Here is a 16,852-nt window from a genome sequence, read left to right on the forward strand (position 1 = left end):
AGATATGCTAGCAAAAAGTTACCCTTACTATCTGGCAAACAAAGCCGTGTATGCCAACGAAGATTTAGACGTTACCGATAAATACTCCGGTGATGTGGCTACCCGCGTTGCACTGGCGGATGCCAAGGTTATTGACGAAGCGATTGCGGCGGCCGATGCCAGCCAGGAAGCGCTGCGCAAAATGGCACCGTATGAGCGTCAGGCAATTCTGAATCACTGTGTGAAGCGTTTTGAAGAACGCTTTGAAGAGATGGCGCTGGCTTTGTGTATCGAAGCCGGTAAGCCAATCAAAGACGCACGCGGTGAAGTCGGGCGTTTGATTGATACCTTCCGTGTGGCGGCAGAAGAAGCTGTGCGTATGAACGGTGAAGTGATGAATCTGGAAGTAGCACCGCGTGCCCGGGGTTACTCCGGCATGTACAAGCGTGTGCCGATTGGTCCATGTTCGTTTATTTCGCCCTTTAACTTCCCGTTAAATCTGGCCGCTCACAAAATTGCACCGGCATTAGCCGTTGGTTGCCCGTTTGTTCTGAAACCGGCCAGCCGTACGCCGATTGGTGCGTTAATTATTGGTGAAATTCTGGCAGAAACTGATTTGCCGGAAGGTGCTTTCTCTATCTTGCCGTGTTCACGCGATGGCGCGGATCTATTCACCACCGATGATCGTTTAAAACTGCTGAGCTTTACCGGCTCTCCGGATGTCGGCTGGGACTTAAAAGCCCGTGCCGGTAAAAAACCCGTTGTTCTGGAGCTGGGTGGTAACGCAGCCTGTATCGTTGATGAAGATACTGATGATTTAGATGACGCCATCGAACGCATTATCTTTGGTGCTTTCTACCAGTCTGGTCAGAGCTGCATCGGCGTTCAGCGCATTATGGTGCATGAGTCTTTATACGATCGCTTTAAAGCCGACTTTATTAAAAAAGTGGCTGATTTAAAAATGGGTGACCCAAAAGACGAAGCCACCTTTATTGGCCCGATGATTTCTTTATCAGAAGCCAATCGCTTAAAAGGCTGGATCGACGAAGCTCAGGAATTGGGCGGTGATTTGCTGGCCGGTGGTGAGCAGGATGGTGCGATGCTACAGGCAACTGTACTGGAAAATGTGCCACCGCACGCTCAGTTAAATACCGAAGAAGCCTTTGGTCCGGCTGCGATTCTGAGTTCGTTCTCCGACTTTGATGCAGCACTGGCTCAGGTTAACGACAGTAAATTTGGCCTACAGGCCGGTATTTTCACCAAAGACATCTACAAAATCCAGAAAGCCTGGGATGAACTGGAAGTTGGCGGTGTGGTGATTGGTGATGTACCAAGCTGGCGCGTTGATAACATGCCATACGGTGGTGTGAAAGACTCGGGCGTTGGTCGTGAAGGCATTAAGTTCGCGATGGAAGATATGACCGAGCTGCGCTTACTGGTGATTCGAGATAAGAATCGTTAAGCACGGTTGTTAACCGGCTCTGCCTGCTCAGAAGAGTCGATAAAAAGTCGGCAAAGCCAAGCAAAAAGGCGGATCAGATACAGTCTGATCCGCCTTTTTTATGACTTTCTTATATTAACCCGATGCGTTTCGCGACATTTTGTCGCATACTGGAGTTTGTTAATGTTATTCATTGGAGGTGGCTTATGGCTACTAGCGTCCGTTTGGATGATACCTTTGTCACCCAGGCTAAGGTTTATGCGGAAGCAGAGAACCGTTCTGTGCCGAAGCAAATTGAATACTGGGCCAAGATCGGGCAAATCATGATTGATAACCCAGACTTATCTTACGAGTTTGTCAGGGAGTCGCTGTTAGCCGCTCAGGAAGCAAATCAGGGATTGGTTACACGTTATGTCAGACGAACAAAAAAAGATTGATGTGTATGAATCCAGGCGTTTTGCTAAAGCGTTAGCAAAACTGCCGGAGTCACAACTACAGCAAGTTGAAGATCAAATTGATTTGATTATTTCAGAGCCCGCGATCGGCGTTCAGAAAAAAGGCGATTTGTCTTATTTATGGGTTCATAAATTTAAAGTTGATGCCCAGCAAGTGCTGCTGGGATATTCCTGGATTGAAAACCGATTAGAGCTTTATCTTCTGAGTTTGGGCTCTCATGAAAATTTCTATCAAGGCATGAAAAAACAGCGCGGTCATGATTTAAAATTATTTGATTCCTGATTGACTCATCGCAGGTTAGCCCAGCGATAACCGATACGCTTTATAACCGGGATATAAGCTCACCAATAAACTGGCAACAACGATAATGCCAAGCGTTTTAACCACTTCCGCCGTTACAAAGTCAGGGTCAATACGAATGCCAAAATAGCCGACGATCAGCTCTTGTGTGCCGTTTAATGCCAGGGTAAATCCCAGCAATGCAATAGCAATCGCGGTTGCGGTAATCAGCAGGGTTTCAGCCTGGATTAGTGAGAAGATAAACCATGGGCTGGCGCCCAGAGTTCGCAATACCAACAATTCTTTTTGTCGCTCCCGCATCGAAGCCAGTAAGGATGCGCTTAAGCCCATCAGGGCCGCAGCAAGTATTAACCAGGCAATTATCCGCAGGGTATTTTCCATAATATTCATACTTTCCCACAGCTGACTGAGTGATACCCCGGGTAAAATGGCCATTAAAGGTTCCGGCTCAGATTGATTAATCTGACGTTGAAGTTGAAAAGTTTTTAAACGGGATTTAAGACCAACAAGAGTGGCTGTAATACTTTCTGGCCGGAGTGAATCAGCCTGGTCATGAGTGACACCGGGTTTATGTACCGCTTCCAGGCCCGCCAGACTGACGTAAATTGCCTGATCAACCGGTGTACCGGTGGTTTTCAGGATGCCGACCACCGAAAACGGATATTGATCGTGTTGCTGGAAGCTCTGGCGGCCTAAACCATGAGCAATAGTGATTTGGTCATCCAGCTGATAATTCAGCTTTTGTGCAACCGCAGCACCCAACACCACACTGTGCGCATTATTAAATGGCTGGCCTGCGGTGAATGTGAGCGATTGTTTTTGACCATAGCGAAAATGTTTAAACAAATCCGCGTGCGTCCCCACCACCCGAAAGCCGCGATGTGAATCGCCCATCGATAACGGGATGGCCCATTTTACTTCACGCGCATCACGGATTTTTTCAAAGCTTTGATAAGAAATGTTACGGCTGGCATTGCCGATATAAAAGACCGAATACAGCAATAAGTTAATGTCTCCACCACGAGCACCCACAATTAAATCGACCCCCGATACAGTTTGTGCAAACCCGGCTTTTGCCTGATGGCGAAGATGCTCAACCGCAGTCACCGAAAAGACACTGATTGCCACGGCTAATAAGGTTAAAACAGCAGAGCCTTTACGGTGTAATAAACTGAAAAATGCCACCCGCCAAAACATTATTGCACCTGCTTAGGTTGGATTTTATTGATGTCGGCCAGTGCCAGGTGGTGATCAAAGCCAGTCGTCAGAGACAGATCATGGCTGACCATCACCAGCGTTGTCTTGTGTTGCTGACATAAACTATGCAGTAACGTCATAAAACTATCCCGGTTAGTGTTATCCAAAGCAGAGGTGGGTTCATCGGCGAGCATGACAACGGGCTGATGAATGAACGCCCGGACGATGGCGACCCGTTGCTGCTGACCAATGCTCAGATTCTCGGCCTTTTGATGGTGCAAGTGACTATCGAGATTGACTTGCTGTAATAAATTGCCGGCCTGTTTGATCAGCTCTGTGCGAGCGCTTTTACTGCCACTGAGTTTGGCTGCCAGAAGTACGTTATCCAGCACTGAAAGATAAGGGATCAGGTTTAACCGTTGCGAAATAAAACCGATATTTTTGGCCCGATACTGATCCACTTTACGAGAAGACATAGCTGTCAGCCCTTGCCCACCAATCTCTACCTGACCGGAATCCGGCTGATTTAAACCGGCTAACAAATGCAGCAGTGTTGACTTACCTGAGCCTGACTCTCCGGACAGCAGAATGCGTTCGCCCGGCTGAACCTGCCAGGCTGGTATATTGAGAACCGGCGTTTGCCGATACGAAAAGGTCAGGTCAGATACGTTGATCATCAGGCATTAACTCTGAATATTTTTTGGTTATGATATAACATTGTTGGTTGTTGGAATATGTATCTTTCAGAAAGGTGACGTATGTGGCGATTATGGCTGCTGTTTTTTTTATTGACCTGTGCTGGTCAGGGTGCACTGGCCGCAGACGATCTGCCAGAAAACTACCAATTAGTAGAATGGCTGGACCTGATTCCCGAGGATGACCTTAAGATTTTGCAAAATCCGCCCGAGCAGATTATCAGCAGTGATGAAGGCGGGTTAGCTGATGCCATCAGTAGCAAGCTTGCATTAACACTGGACCCAAATCGTGAGTTATCGGCGTATGAAAAAGCGCTGACTTCCAGTAAGGTAAAAGCGGAATATCATGATAAAAACATCCGTATTCCCGGATTTATCGTACCGCTGGAATTTAACGACCAACAACATGTTACTGAGTTCTTTCTGGTGCCTTTTTTTGGCGCTTGTATGCATTTACCACCGCCGCCGCCGAATCAGATTGTTTACGCCAGCATGGAGCAGGGGGTCGAGTTGTATTCGCTGATGGATGCTTTCTGGATTGAAGGAAAGATGTCGACCCAAGCAGTAACCAATGAAACAGCCACCGCAGCGTATTCAATCACTGTAGACACCGTTACGCCTTATTATGAAGAGTGAGCCGGCTTAAGAGAGGCAAACTCTTCATAAGGCATTGGTTTACCCATTAAATACCCCTGAAAGGCATCAATGCCCAGATCTTTGAGGCAGTTTAACTGTTCCTGAGATTCAACGCCTTCTGCAATAACCGTTAAATTAAGCAGATGTGAAACCTCTTTGACCGAGCGCACAATTTCCCGGTTAACCGAATCCCGGGTAATGTTTTTCAGGAACGACATATCGATTTTTACCGCATCAATGGGTAGCTCACGCAGGTACGACAGCGAGCTCATGCCTGTACCAAAGTCATCCAGTGAAAAATTAAAGCCCAGTGATTTGGCTTTTTTCATAAACATCTGTGCTGTAATCATATTACTGACAGCGGCTGTTTCGGTGATTTCAAACCAGATATGACTGTTGGGAAATTGATACTGAGTGGTTATGGTTTCAAACAGTTCCAGATACTCGAGGTCAGTGATTGTATGCGCAGACAGATTAATGCTGATTTTAGGGTATTCACTAAAGGCTTTATCTGAAAATAACTGATTAAGCTGTTTGATGGTGTTTTCAAACACCCAGCCGTCTATCCGGTTTATTAAACCAAAACGCTCAGCGGCGGGTAAAAATAAATCCGGCACTAAGAGGTTGTTGTCTTTTCCCTGCATCCGTAACAGCACTTCCCACGACCGTATCTGAGCTGTTTTAACATCACGAATCTGATGGAAATATAAACGGAAATTGTGGTTCTCAATGGCGGCATTAATATCAGCAATGCTGCGCATTTGTGAACGTTGCTGTTCGATAACCTCATTATCCTGGCTATGAATCTGAATGGTATTGCGGCCCTGATCTTTAGCGGCATAACAGGCGGCATCGGCATCACTTAATACTTCGGCAACGGTACAGATGTCTTTATTAATCCTGACAATGCCAATGCTGACGCCAACCCGGAATACTTTATCTTTCCAGGTGAAACGATAATCAGATATTTTTTGCTGAATTTTACGGGCAATTTTTTCTGCATCAATGATTGGGCAGCGATCCAGCAGCACAGCAAACTCGTCACCCCCTAAACGGGCCAGAGTATCGCGTGAGCGTAACATTTCCTCCATCACATGAGAGAGTTGGGTAAGAAGCTGATCGCCGGCAGCATGGCCACAGGTATCATTAATTACTTTAAACTGATCGAGATCGAGATACATCAGGGAGGATTCGCTGCCATCGCGCTTGGAAGCCAGTATGCAACGTTCAATACGGGTTTGCATTTCGCTTCGGTTCACCAGTCCCGTCAGTGAATCGTGCATACTTTGCCATTTTAAATGCTGAATCTGAGCGTATTTGTCACTGATATCCCTCAGGCTGATGATGCTGCCACTTTGATGCTCGGACAGGCTGATAGGCACAACCGATAGCTCAATAAAAATGGAATCACCCAGCTGGTTTTTAAGAATAAGGGGCGCAGCTTTGTCGTTATATGGAATGCCATCAACGGCACACTGCTGAATAATGCTATTGATATTAACGGGTTCGCCATCATCACTCTGTAAGTGAAGGCGTTTATCAATGGGTTGACCGATCGTATCCTGATAATCCCTGTGCATCAGAGCCAGTGCTGCGTGGTTGATAAACTCAATATTTCCGGATTCATCCAGACGAATTACCCCCTCTAACACCAGCTCCAATGTTTGTTGGGCTTTGAATTTTTCCAGTCGCAGTTCAGATTGAGAGTGCTCAAATGCTGTGGTGTTGTAAAAAATAACTGTAAAACCATCAAACTGGTCACTGGAATTAATATAGGGAGAAACCTGACACTGATAGGCACTTTGACCAAACTTCAGGTCATAGCGCTGGGTTTTTCGCTCTTGCTCGGCTTTAGTGATCAGAGATTTCAGATACGGAAACTCTTCGTACCAGCCAATGGCATAAATCAGGTCATCCAGTTTGATTTTTTTAGTATCAAACAGCTCATCACAACTGCGGGTAAATCGTTCAATCCGGTAATCTTTGTTAATTAATAAAAAAGGAATATCCAGAGATTCCTGAATATTCGCCAGATCACTGGAGAGTTTGGATTGTTCTAATGCTTTAACCGAATACTCTTCGTTAATGGTAATCAGTTCTTCGTTGGTTGATTGCAGCTCTTCGTTAACCGTCTGCAGCTCCTCATTGGTACTTTGATATTCCTCATTAGTCGATTGCAGCTCTTCGTTGTAATACTGCAGCTGTTCGTTGGAGGCCTCCAGTTCTTCAATAACGGTTTGCAGGTTTTCCCGGGTTGTGTCCAGCTCATTTTCAATCTCACGCATCGCATTGCCCATATCACCATTAGGCGGATATGACGTTGCTGTTTCAGTTGGAGCAGCGGACGATGGCAGAGTGTAGCCAATGCAATAAAGTGGCTCGTTATCAATGACCAAGGGCTGCACAAACAGCTGCAAGGTGACCGGGTTGCCATTGTGATTCGCCTGAAAACGGCTGCTGCTGGCTGGTTCTCCCGTCAGCTGAACCCGGTAGATCAGAGAACGACAGGTAGAGCGATAATCGGGGTGCACCATGTCAAAAAAGTTGGTGTTAATCATGCCGCTCTTACCCGACATCAGGTTCAGATAATCGCCATGGGCGTAGACCATGCGATTATTACTATCGAGTACCACTGAGGCCGGGGTGAAAGTCTGATTCAGAGACAGCAGGATTGAGCGCTCAATATCATCCGACTTTCTGCTAGCAGCAGCTGGAACTGGTGTCAGGTCAGGTTTTCCCAGGCTGAAGCCCGCTATTAATGCACTGCTGTTGGCAATATTCTTTTTGGTAAAAATACGGCTGGATTGATCCGACTGCTTAAAAAATTCCTGATTGGTGATGCTTTCAGACTTACCAATAAATAATAAACTCTGCTCTGACACCAGTGAGTAATTGAATAAACGAGTGATTTTATCTTGTAGACCGGAATCAAAGTAGATCAGTAAATTGCGGCAGGAAATAATATTTAGCCGTGAGAACGGAGGGTCTGACAAAATATTATGAACGGATAAGACCACCCGATCCCGGACAAGGCGCCTGACCTGATAAAGATCACTGCGTTCTTCAGTGAAATATTTTTCTAACCAGCCTTCGGGGATAGCGTTGAGTTTATCCGGGGTATAATAAGCCAGGCGTGCATGGTCAATCGCTCGTTGAGAGATGTCAGTGGCGAAGATTTTATAGTCGAAGCTGGTGGCTTGTTCGTTACGAATATCTTCCAGCATCATCGCAATGGTGTAAGCTTCTTCACCGGTTGCACAGCCGGGTACCCAGATACGCAGTAACTTCGGGTTTTCAAGCCGAGTGATTAAATTCAGGATATATTGCTGAAACAGAGCAAACTCTGCCGGGTCACGATAAAACTCCGAAACCACAATAAAGGCATCCTGTGTAAAGGCCAGAATTTCTTCGGCATCATTGTTAATATATTCCAGATACTCGGCTAGCGTCGATAAACCTTTTAAAGATAAGCGGCGTTTTAACCGGCGTTGTATGGTGTTGGTTTTGTACTCCCGGAAATCAATGTTGGTCGACTGCGACACCAGTTTTAAAATCGCGTCGTAGTCGTCTTTACTATCACTGGTTTGCCATGCTTGAGTGTCACTGTTGAGTAATTGAAATAACTGCTGGGCAATAACAGCGGGTGACGCAATCACATCCACCATATGAGTAGCGATGGCCGCTCTGGGCATACCGTCATAATCCGACGACTCCGGATCCTGAACCAGCACGGCACCACCGGCATTGCGAATAGAAGCGATCCCTTCTGAGCCATCTGAACCGGTACCCGACAGCACAACTGCTACGGCTTTTTCGCCTGAGTTTTCCGCCAGAGATAAAAAGAATTTATTGATATTGGGTTTGGCGTAAGGGCCTTCATGGGGTTCGGTGATAAAGAATTTATTATCTTTTAGTTCAATATCAGCATTGGGCGGAGCGATAAACAGATGGCCACTTTGTATCGGCTGATTATGCTCAATGGTCTTCACGGCCAGTGAAGTATCTTTTGCCAGAATTTCCGTGAGCTTACTGTCATGATGCGGTGAGATATGCTGGCAGACAATAAAACAGGCCTGGCTGCTGATGGGATTGTGGCTAAGGCTGTCGCTATCGTGGCTAAGTTGCCTGAGAAACTCACGGCAGGCTGAAATTCCGCCGGCGGAAGCGCCAATACCAATAACAAAGGGTGTGTTATCGCCAGCAAAATGAGTATCTTTGCCCGGGTCGTTAGCGTGTTCTTTCATCCTTAGCTCCTTGAGCGGAAATAGGACAGTAGCTGCAAGGCCTGATCGGGTGTATCAATCAGAGCATCAAGACTCGCCCCGGGCGCAAAATAATCAACAAAGCCTTCTGGTTTTGGGCTTTCCTTCATTATGTCGAAAAACCCCATATGCCATTCTTTAAAGGTGCGGTGTGGCTTTTCGGTTTTGTCCAGCAGGCGGATATTGTAGTGGCGGCGATCGGCCTGAATCTTGTTGAATCGCGCATCAACCGCCGCTTCTGGCCCTTCAATCAGCTGGATAAAGGATTTGTCTTTGTAGAGCAGCAGTCCGGTAATGCCATCTTTCGCATTATTGCGCCGCGCTTGTTCCAACATCGCCGTGAGCTGCTCACGCTTGAATAGCTCAGTCGCGGTCGACAGGTAGATAATATGGTGAAACATGCACGTCCTCATTGCTCTGCGAATAATCCATTATTGGATGATTGTAGTCGCAGGGCAAATGAGATACCAGAATGGCGGGAATTATGGCTAATTCAGGACAATTTTCTTCAAATGGGCTTCAAAGTGACTCAGAAACGACTGTGTGGCTGAAAGCCGCCCGGTACATCCGCCACCGCAATGGCGACGGCATTGTGAGGATGCAGACTCTCCTGGTGTTCAACTTTCAGCCAATAGTCTGAGATATATTGCTGTTGCATAAAGGTTTGTTTTAACCGACGTGCAGCATCCTCACAAAACATCAGATTAGTGCCGTTCAGGCGGGCAAACTCCTGCTCATCTTCCCGTTTCACTGCCGTTTGTACCGGTGTTTTTAACGCGTGTTCAACCGCATTGATGATTTCAACGATCGGGAAGTAGTGTGACTGCTGAAAGCGAACCTTGATATAGGCGTAAGAGCGTTGGCTGTGGGGTGTTGCAACCGAGCCTTCACTGCTTTCAATCCAGCGTGTCAGCTGGCCTAAATCCACTTGATTGTGCTCTGAGTGGTTAGAAAAATGCTGGCGAATTTTATCAGCCAACAGTTGGCGCGACAGAGACGCCGAGCACGGGCAGGTGCTGGAATAGGGAACCGTGATTTTAAGCTCGCTGGTGGTTACCCCTTCTTTTTGCTGACAAACGATTTCGACCGGGTAGCTTTTCCAGCCACTGTTGTCACTCAGCAGAGCAGGACGGTTTAAGGGTAAATCGAAGCTCATACTGAAGCTGGCATCACAACTCAGTTGTTGATGGCTGAGAATCATATCGTCCAGTAAGCGCGTGGTAATTTCCGGTGTCAGGCTATGTTGTTGAGCATACCGGTTCAGCAAGCGATACAGGCGCGACATATGAATGCCTTTGGCCTGTTCGTTATCCAGGCTGACGTAGCAATTCACTTTGGCATTAACAGCAGCATTTTGTCCGGAATGAATGGTGAGGTTAACCGGTACATCAATCTGATCCATGCCCACCCAGTTCAGTGACAAAGCAATCGGTGTTGTTTGAGTGCTGGCCACATCCGATAGTGTGCTGGCTGATTTAACGACTTCAGAATGTAGGAACATAAAAATTTAAAATATCGATTTTAATGGGTGAGTTTTAAAACAAGGATGGATTTTCTGTTATCACAAACGCCGGTTTTTCAGGCTGAGAAGCATCTAACGAAAAATAGAAACAATGTTTGCGTCCGGTATGGCAAGCAGCCCCAGTCTGATTCACTTTAAACAGTAAGGCATCGCCGTCACAATCGACTTGCATCGCAACGATACGCTGCAGGTGACCGCTGCTTTCGCCTTTTTTCCAAAGCGTGTTTCGGGAACGTGACCAATAGGTCATTAATCCGCTGTCGAGTGATATTTGCAGTGATTCCGGACTCATCCAGGCCATCATTAAGACCTGACCGGTTTTTGCTTCCTGGGTAATCACCGGAATCAGGTTCTGCTCGTTAAAACTGAGCTGATTCATTATATCCGCCGCAGGAAAACGGCTGCCTTTTTCTGAATACTCAATCTGTTTAAAAAATGCTTTGCTCATAATTCGGCGACGTTATTTTGGTATTTATTTTGGCAGTATTATTTGATGGTCGTCGGGCGTTAAGGTGATGGAGCCTTGTTGGCTATTTTTAATCCACATTATGGTGAGTTTTTGCATATCAGGAAAATGAGAAAATAGCCGAATATTCAGCTGGGTGATCGCTTTGTCAGATTGGCATTGCAGGGTGTACTCAGCGTGAATTTCGCTGTGATCTGAATGATGATCGTCGTGATCCGAAAACGGCAACTCAATATCCGTATTCACTGATTGGCACTGATTATTAGTGATGGATAATAACGTGGATGGCTTTGATAGCAGAGATTGAGTGGCTTTCAGTTGTTGTTTTTCAGCGCTTGTGTGTGGAGCATGCTCAAACCCCAGCAGGTTGGCAGCCGGGCTTTCCAATTCGATCAGGACATTATTCTGATCGATCACGATATTAAGATTAGCTTCGCCATGCACATGGGCTTTATGCTGATGTGTTCCGGCCAATACTGCAGGTGTCGCCAGTGTCATTAACATGCAGGCAGAAGTTGCTAAAATACTGAATAGAGCACAGTTTTTCATATCAGTCAGAAAAATCCAGAGTCAGTAATAAACGGCTTTCACCCGCCTTTGGCATGGGAGAGCGATGTACTGCACCATTCTCTTCGTTGCCTTCCCAGGCCTCACCTTTTAATAACACCACATCCTGCGTAGCCACTGTTTGAATAAACCGCGAATGAATAAATACTCCGGCATCTTTATCCGATTTTCCCTGAGTGTTATGGCCCATTTTATGCCGACGAACCTGATGGTTCTCTAACCACTCTGTGCCTGCGCCACAAAAGCTGGTCACCAGACGGCAGGGCACTTTATCGGTGTGGAATTTCGGGCACATGGCTCGATCCAATACCGATAACCGCGCCAGCGCTGCCGGTAATTCAAATAAGGTGCAAAACATATCAACCAGTACGGTGATATCGTCGACTAACGCTTGCTGATATGGATGATCTGGCAGCTCACTTGTTAACGTCGTTGCTGTATCTGCGACTGTCAGGCGGCTTTTGAAGACTGAAAAATGATTCTGGTCTGATGTCAGAAACTCAGCATATTCTAGCACCTGATGATTGTTTTGGCGTTGCCACTGAATCAGATTAATACCGTCTTGATAAATAAGCGGCAACACATCCGGGCTATTGCCTTTTAAGGCGTTGGTCACATTACAGGCAATTGCAGATTCAGCCATTGGTCAAACTCCTGTTTAACAAGCTGCGAGTTAACAGGCTTCTGTTGCTCAGGTGCGCCGCAATTAACAAAAAGGCACCAATAATGGTCAGCGTTACTTCGAAGTTTTCACCCAGAATTAACGCCAATAGCAAGGAGAGCAAACCAAGGCTGCCAGTGATGATGGGGGTAAGGCTATGATGCTGTTTATAGCTGGCTGGAAAACTCAGGGCGGCTAATAAAATAACGGGTACCAGTAACATCAGGTGTACTTGCTCACTCGCCAGCAACGCACCAACAGACCCCAGTACTCCGGTCGCCAATAACATCGGCAACAATAAACAGTGAGCCAGGCAAAGACTTGAGCAAACAATGCCCAGCATATCTTTCCTGGTGGATGATGCGTGTGCCTTGGGCAGGATGTCAGCCGTCATGCTGGGAGTGGTTATATCGTTCATTGGTAAAAATCCGAAAATATTGAAATGTTATAATGTAACAATTATGAATCTAAAACCGCGATATCGTCAAGCGCTGGGCTTAACGTGCACTCGTTTACAGCCAGGTTGATATGTAAATTGCGCAATTTTATGCAATTGATGTTCACGTGTTTTCCCTATTGTGATGCTTCAATCAGGAGGAAATACATGAAAGCAGTGATCTTATTTGGCCTATCTCTTTGTCTGGTTTATCTGAGTCATATTGGCTTTGCGGAGCGAATGACGGCAGCGGGTGAGCGTCATGTGTCGGAATCGCAACAGCAGCACCAGCACCAGCAAAAGAAAACCAAAAGGGACTGGCGAGATAACTGGCTAGGGCCTTAGGGGGACAGCCCTAAGAGAAGGCTTTTTGATAGCGTCCGGGTGGCACCCCCAGAGCTTTGCGGAAATTACGATGCAGATGACTCTGATCATGAAAGCCGGTAGCAACCGCAACGTCGGCCACTGGCATACCCTGGCGTAACAAGGTTTTTGCCCGGCGCAGTCGGGCCTGAATCTGATACGCATGGGGCGGTATACCAAACGCTTTTTTAAATGAGCGATTCAGATGGTAGGGGCTGAGGCCTGCCAGATTGGCTAACCCTTCCAGAGAAATATCCGAATCCGGGTAGTCATCAAGATATTCTTTCACCAGAGTTAACTGCTTCTTAGCCCGGCCAGGCAATGCCTCCGTTGGGCGACTTTTGCCGTAACGCAGAATCAGGGTTCGGAGTACTTCATACAACACCGACTCCTGCATCAGTAAGCTTGTCTTTTGCCGATCGAGTGCCAGCAATTGATACAGCTGCTGCGCCAGAAATGGATCCTGAACCACTGCGTTGGGAAAGTAAGGTGCACCGCTAACCCCAGTGGACTGGTTCAGATCAGTGTTCAGCTGTTCGAGTTGTTCCGGTTTGGGATAAAGCGCCCGATAGGCCCAGCCGCCCTGAGTTTCTGAATGGCCACTGTGAACTTCATCGGCATTGACCAGAATCACGGTGCCAGCCGGCGCTACATGGTTATCTCCGGTTCGGTAAAAACCCTGGGCACCATCTTCGATAACACCAATGGTATAACTTTCGTGCGTATGGCGAGTAAAGGTATGGTTTTCGAAACGGGCTTCTAATAACTCCAGGCCACCCATTGCCTCACTGCTGTGATAGTGCGCGTATTCACTCTTCGGATGCTGGGAAGATAAACTCATGGGGATTCAGTGATAACAGCTTATTCGGTCATGGCAGACATTAAGTCAGCACCATAATAGCCGTGCTCACTTTGTGATTGTACAAAATTGCTTAATCAGGCTTTGTTATTGCGCATGGATGTATCTTGAACTTCTGAAGTTTGTCTCCATATAAACAGTGTTAACAGGTCTTGGTATTGTTTGTTTTTAAATTTAAACCCAAGTCCACCCCTAAACCATCTGAAACCTAAGCGGAGAGCACTGTGCCTCTTTTATTGATCTTTATTATCGTTCCTATGATTGAGCTGGCCGTGTTAATTCAGGTGGGCTCTTATATTGGTGTGTTATGGACCCTGGCACTGATCTTTATCACCGCCATTATTGGTGTGCGCTTGCTGAAATTACAGGGATTATCAACCCTGATGCGAGCCCAGCAGCGTTTAGCCGAAGGTGGCATCCCAGCGCAGGAACTGGCGGAAGGTTTTTTGCTGGCACTGGCAGGTGCCTTATTACTAACTCCGGGATTTCTGACTGACGCCTTTGGCTTTTCTTTATTAATGCCGGGTGTACGTGGTGCGATGGCAGGTTCGGTAATGAAAATGCTGAAACCGAAAATGATGATGGGTGGCTTTCAGCAGCAACAGCATCAACAATATCAGCAGCATGAGCGGCCACATAACCCGTATCAGCCGGATCAGAATGATATCCATCGCAACGATGGGCCTAAGAATGTGATTGAAGGCGACTTTAAGCGTGAAGACTGATTAATGCTGATCAAAACTTCAACAGTTGCGGCAGGGAATTAGCAATCTCGCCGGGAAAATCAAAAAAATTTCATAATCAGCTGTTGAAATCGCTTTATCTAACCCTATCTACGAAATTGAACTATACCTATTGCCTTGCGGAGAACGTACTCCGTCAGGCTGATTACTGGAAAATTGGAGCACACTTCAAATGAAAATCCGTCCTTTACACGATCGCGTCGTTGTACGTCGCAAGGAAGAAGAGCAAGCAACGGCTGGTGGCATTATTCTGCCAGGTGCGGCTGCTGAAAAGCCAAATCAAGGCGAAGTTGTCGCTGTTGGCAATGGTCGAGTTCTGGATAACGGCGAAACCAGCCCATTAGCCGTGAAAGAAGGCGACATTGTGGTATTCGGCAAATACTCAGGCTCTAACACCATCGACATCGACGGTGAAGAGTTACTGATTCTGAACGAAAGCGAAATTTACGGTGTACTGGAAGCGTAAGCCTTCCGGTTTTTGTTAATACACCTACTGAATACATACAAGTTAAAAGGAAAGTCTGATGGCTGCTAAAGAAGTTAAATTTGGAAATGATGGCCGCATTGCAATGCTGAACGGCGTAAATGTTCTGGCTGACGCGGTAAAAGTAACTCTGGGTCCTAAGGGCCGTAACGTGGTTCTGGAGAAGTCTTTTGGCGCTCCAACCATCACCAAAGACGGTGTATCCGTAGCGCGTGAAATCGAACTGGAAGACAAGTTCGAAAACATGGGCGCACAAATGGTTAAAGAAGTCGCGTCTCAAGCGAATGACCAAGCGGGCGACGGTACTACCACTGCAACCGTACTGGCTCAGTCCATTGTTAACGAAGGTCTGAAGTCTGTTGCAGCTGGCATGAACCCAATGGACCTGAAGCGCGGCATCGACAAAGCGACTGCTGCGGTTGTTGAGTCTCTGAAAGAACAAGCTCAGCCATGTACTGATTCTAAAGCGATTGCTCAGGTAGGTACTATCTCTGCCAACTCTGACGAAACCGTTGGCCGCATCATCGCAGAAGCGATGGAAAAAGTGGGCAAAGAAGGTGTAATCACCGTTGAAGAAGGTAAAGGCCTGGAAGACGAGCTGGACGTAGTTGAAGGTATGCAATTCGACCGTGGTTACCTGTCTCCATACTTCGTAAACAACCAGGAAAAAATGACCACAGAGCTGGAAAACCCGCTGCTGTTACTGGTTGATAAGAAAGTAGACAACCTGCAAGAACTGATTCCAGTACTGGAAGGCGTTGCAAAAGCGGGTCGTCCACTGCTGATCGTTGCGGAAGACGTTGAAGGCCAAGCACTGGCAACTCTGGTTGTTAACAACCTGCGTGGTACTTTCAAAGTAGCTGCGGTTAAAGCACCGGGCTTCGGCGACCGTCGTAAAGCCATGCTGCAAGACATCGCGATTCTGACTGGCGGCCAAGTGATCTCTGAAGAAGTGGGTATGTCTCTGGAAACCACTTCTCTGGAAATGCTGGGTACCGCTAAGAAAGTTGTGATCAGCAAAGAAAACACCGTAATCGTAGACGGCGCTGGCGCAGAAACTGACGTAGCAAACCGCGTTGAGCAGATCCGCGCTGAAATCGCGTCTTCTACTTCGGATTACGACAAAGAAAAACTGCAAGAGCGTGTTGCAAAACTGGCTGGCGGCGTTGCCGTGATCAAAGTTGGCGCTGGCTCTGAAGTTGAAATGAAAGAGAAAAAAGACCGCGTAGACGACGCTCTGCACGCAACTCGCGCAGCCGTAGAAGAAGGCGTTGTAGCTGGTGGTGGTGTTGCTCTGGTTCGCGCTCTGGCTTCTGTAGAAGTGAACGGCGACAACGAAGACCAAAACGTAGGCATCACCCTGGCACTGCGTGCGATGGAAGCTCCAATCCGTCAGATCGCTGAAAACGCTGGTGCAGAAGGTTCTGTAGTAGTCGACAAAGTGAAAGCAGGCGAAGGCTCTTTCGGTTTCAACGCAGGTACTGGTGAGTACGGCGATATGATCGACATGGGTATCCTGGACCCAGCTAAAGTAACTCGCTCTTCTCTGCAAGCGGCTGCTTCTATTGCTGGTCTGATGATCACTACCGAAGCAATGGTTGCTGAACTGCCAGCGGGCGACGCTCCTGCAATGCCTGATATGGGTGGCATGGGCGGTATGGGTGGCATGGGCGGCATGATGTAATCATCGCTCATAAATACCTAAGCTAGCTTTTAGCTCTGAAAAAAACCCGGCTTTTTAAGTCGGGTTTTTTTGTGGGTGTTTGTTATTTTCGTGTGTATATA

The 16,852-nt window shown here is 47.1% G+C and carries 18 protein-coding genes; 8 read left to right on the top strand and 10 right to left on the bottom strand.

The features are described from left to right. Nucleotides 1-4: 4 nt before the first annotated feature. From ACO05E_RS14530 to ACO05E_RS14540, 3 genes are all read left to right on the top strand, one after another. Entirely contained in the window at nt 5-1,441 is a 1,437-nt protein-coding gene (locus tag ACO05E_RS14530) for an aldehyde dehydrogenase family protein (protein WP_419810214.1), read from the top strand. 185 nt (nt 1,442-1,626) lie between these two features. Then, nucleotides 1,627-1,857 (top strand): TA system antitoxin ParD family protein, encoded by a 231-nt coding sequence (locus ACO05E_RS14535; protein ID WP_419810215.1) that lies wholly within the window; start codon nt 1,627-1,629, stop codon nt 1,855-1,857. Further along, nucleotides 1,832-2,158: a type II toxin-antitoxin system RelE/ParE family toxin gene (locus tag ACO05E_RS14540; protein ID WP_419810216.1), complete on the top strand. Its 327-nt coding sequence runs from the start codon at nt 1,832-1,834 to the stop codon at nt 2,156-2,158. Before ACO05E_RS14535 ends, ACO05E_RS14540 begins: the two co-directional genes overlap by 26 nt. Nucleotides 2,159-2,173: 15 nt before the next feature. Here the strand turns inward: ACO05E_RS14540 and ACO05E_RS14545 are convergent, their stop codons facing one another. Next, nucleotides 2,174-3,373 carry an ABC transporter permease gene (locus ACO05E_RS14545; RefSeq protein WP_419810217.1) on the bottom strand — a complete coding sequence of 400 codons (1,200 nt, stop codon included), beginning with the start codon at nt 3,371-3,373 and terminating at the stop codon, nt 2,174-2,176. Next, nucleotides 3,373-4,050, bottom strand: a complete 678-nt coding sequence (locus tag ACO05E_RS14550) for an ABC transporter ATP-binding protein (RefSeq protein ID WP_419810218.1) — start codon at nt 4,048-4,050, stop codon at nt 3,373-3,375. The genes ACO05E_RS14545 and ACO05E_RS14550 overlap by 1 nt, the downstream gene beginning before the upstream one ends. A gap of 81 nt (nt 4,051-4,131) precedes the next feature. On the opposite strand from ACO05E_RS14550, the gene ACO05E_RS14555 reads away from it, so the two are divergent. Next, the gene (locus ACO05E_RS14555; protein ID WP_419810219.1) at nt 4,132-4,704 is read left to right on the top strand and encodes a DUF3299 domain-containing protein; all 573 of its coding nucleotides are present in this window, start codon (nt 4,132-4,134) and stop codon (nt 4,702-4,704) included. On the opposite strand, the gene ACO05E_RS14560 is transcribed toward ACO05E_RS14555, so the two are convergent. The 7 genes from ACO05E_RS14560 to ACO05E_RS14590 form a co-directional block, all read right to left on the bottom strand. Beyond that, nucleotides 4,692-8,948, bottom strand: a complete 4,257-nt coding sequence (locus ACO05E_RS14560) for an EAL domain-containing protein (RefSeq protein WP_419810220.1) — start codon at nt 8,946-8,948, stop codon at nt 4,692-4,694. The two genes, ACO05E_RS14555 and ACO05E_RS14560, sit on opposite strands and share 13 nt — an antisense overlap. 2 nt (nt 8,949-8,950) lie before the next feature. After that, nucleotides 8,951-9,367 carry a BLUF domain-containing protein gene (locus ACO05E_RS14565; RefSeq protein WP_419810221.1) on the bottom strand — a complete coding sequence of 139 codons (417 nt, stop codon included), beginning with the start codon at nt 9,365-9,367 and terminating at the stop codon, nt 8,951-8,953. Between the two features lie 128 nt (nt 9,368-9,495). Further along, nucleotides 9,496-10,467, bottom strand: a complete 972-nt coding sequence (gene folE2, locus ACO05E_RS14570; protein WP_419810222.1) for a GTP cyclohydrolase FolE2 — start codon at nt 10,465-10,467, stop codon at nt 9,496-9,498. Between the two features lie 34 nt (nt 10,468-10,501). Further along, on the bottom strand, nt 10,502-10,867 hold the full coding sequence (gene hisI, locus ACO05E_RS14575) for a phosphoribosyl-AMP cyclohydrolase (protein WP_419810223.1): 366 nt from the start codon (nt 10,865-10,867) through the stop codon (nt 10,502-10,504). Between the two features lie 93 nt (nt 10,868-10,960). Further along, nucleotides 10,961-11,503 carry a ZrgA family zinc uptake protein gene (locus ACO05E_RS14580; RefSeq protein WP_419810224.1) on the bottom strand — a complete coding sequence of 181 codons (543 nt, stop codon included), beginning with the start codon at nt 11,501-11,503 and terminating at the stop codon, nt 10,961-10,963. Nucleotide 11,504: 1 nt separating this feature from the next. Continuing rightward, nucleotides 11,505-12,164: a DUF1826 domain-containing protein gene (locus ACO05E_RS14585; protein WP_419810225.1), complete on the bottom strand. Its 660-nt coding sequence runs from the start codon at nt 12,162-12,164 to the stop codon at nt 11,505-11,507. Then, nucleotides 12,157-12,600, bottom strand: coding sequence for a MerC domain-containing protein (locus tag ACO05E_RS14590; protein ID WP_419810226.1), 444 nt, complete (start codon nt 12,598-12,600; stop codon nt 12,157-12,159). The genes ACO05E_RS14585 and ACO05E_RS14590 overlap by 8 nt, the downstream gene beginning before the upstream one ends. A gap of 186 nt (nt 12,601-12,786) precedes the next feature. On the opposite strand from ACO05E_RS14590, the gene ACO05E_RS14595 reads away from it, so the two are divergent. Beyond that, on the top strand, nt 12,787-12,963 hold the full coding sequence (locus ACO05E_RS14595) for a hypothetical protein (RefSeq protein ID WP_419810227.1): 177 nt from the start codon (nt 12,787-12,789) through the stop codon (nt 12,961-12,963). A gap of 10 nt (nt 12,964-12,973) precedes the next feature. Here ACO05E_RS14595 and ACO05E_RS14600 read toward each other — a convergent pair whose 3' ends face one another. Next, complete coding sequence (locus tag ACO05E_RS14600) at nt 12,974-13,822, bottom strand: AraC family ligand binding domain-containing protein (RefSeq protein ID WP_419810228.1); 849 nt, start codon at nt 13,820-13,822, stop codon at nt 12,974-12,976. 242 nt (nt 13,823-14,064) lie between these two features. Here ACO05E_RS14600 and ACO05E_RS14605 point away from each other — a divergent pair, with 242 nt between their 5' ends. The 3 genes from ACO05E_RS14605 (at nt 14,065) to groL (ending at nt 16,751) form a co-directional block, all read left to right on the top strand. Further along, entirely contained in the window at nt 14,065-14,565 is a 501-nt protein-coding gene (locus tag ACO05E_RS14605; protein WP_419810229.1) for an FxsA family protein, read from the top strand. A gap of 190 nt (nt 14,566-14,755) precedes the next feature. Continuing rightward, a complete protein-coding gene (locus ACO05E_RS14610) occupies nt 14,756-15,049 on the top strand; it encodes a co-chaperone GroES (protein WP_255860124.1) in 294 nt (97 codons plus the stop codon). Between the two features lie 58 nt (nt 15,050-15,107). Further along, nucleotides 15,108-16,751 carry a chaperonin GroEL gene (groL, locus tag ACO05E_RS14615; RefSeq protein WP_419810230.1) on the top strand — a complete coding sequence of 548 codons (1,644 nt, stop codon included), beginning with the start codon at nt 15,108-15,110 and terminating at the stop codon, nt 16,749-16,751. Nucleotides 16,752-16,852: the final 101 nt, after the last annotated feature.

This window comes from Bacterioplanoides sp., from assembly GCF_965226395.1.
Classification (GTDB): Bacteria; Pseudomonadota; Gammaproteobacteria; order Pseudomonadales; family Oceanobacteraceae; genus Bacterioplanoides.